General features: G+C 73.3%; 1 protein-coding gene. It reads left to right on the top strand.

Translation table 11 applies throughout. The features are described from left to right. Positions 1–13 precede the first annotated feature (13 nt). Positions 14–585 (top strand): polysaccharide deacetylase family protein (locus K206_RS0123675; protein WP_020204873.1); only part of this gene is annotated, 572 nt, incomplete at its 3' end.

Genomic DNA, 585 nt, shown 5'->3' with positions numbered 1-585 from the left:
GAGGCCCGCGCCGATGGCACGCATCGCCCTCAAGGTCGACGTCGACACGCTGCGCGGCACCCGCGAAGGCGTGCCGGCGCTGCTCGCCATGCTGGCCCGCGTGCGGGCCGAGGCCACCTTCCTGTTCAGCCTCGGCCCGGACCACACCGGCTGGGCGCTGCGGCGCGTGTTCCGGCCCGGCTTCCTGCAGAAAGTCTCGCGCACCTCGGTGGTGTCCAACTACGGCCTGCGCACGCTGATGTACGGCGTGCTGCTGCCCGGCCCCGACATCGGCCGCAAGGCCGCGGCCGAGATGCGCGCCGCGCGCGCGGCCGGCCACGAGTGCGGCATCCATACCTGGGACCACGTGTACTGGCAGGACAACGTGCGCGCGCGCGACGCGGCCTGGACCCGGCGCCAGATGCAGAGCGCGTTCGACCGCTACGTCGACATCTTCGGCGAAGCCCCGCCCACGCACGGCGCGGCCGGCTGGCAGATGAACGACGAAGCGTTCCGCCAGATCGACGACTGGGGCATGGCCTACGCCTCCGACGGGCGCGGCACCGCGCCGTATATCCCCACCGTGGACGGCGTGGCGCTGCGCCA

This window comes from Cupriavidus sp. WS (assembly GCF_000395345.1).
GTDB lineage: Bacteria > Pseudomonadota > Gammaproteobacteria > Burkholderiales > Burkholderiaceae > Cupriavidus > Cupriavidus basilensis_B.
Note: the sequence above shows the minus strand (reverse complement) of the source record. Positions and strands in the feature narration are given on the sequence as shown.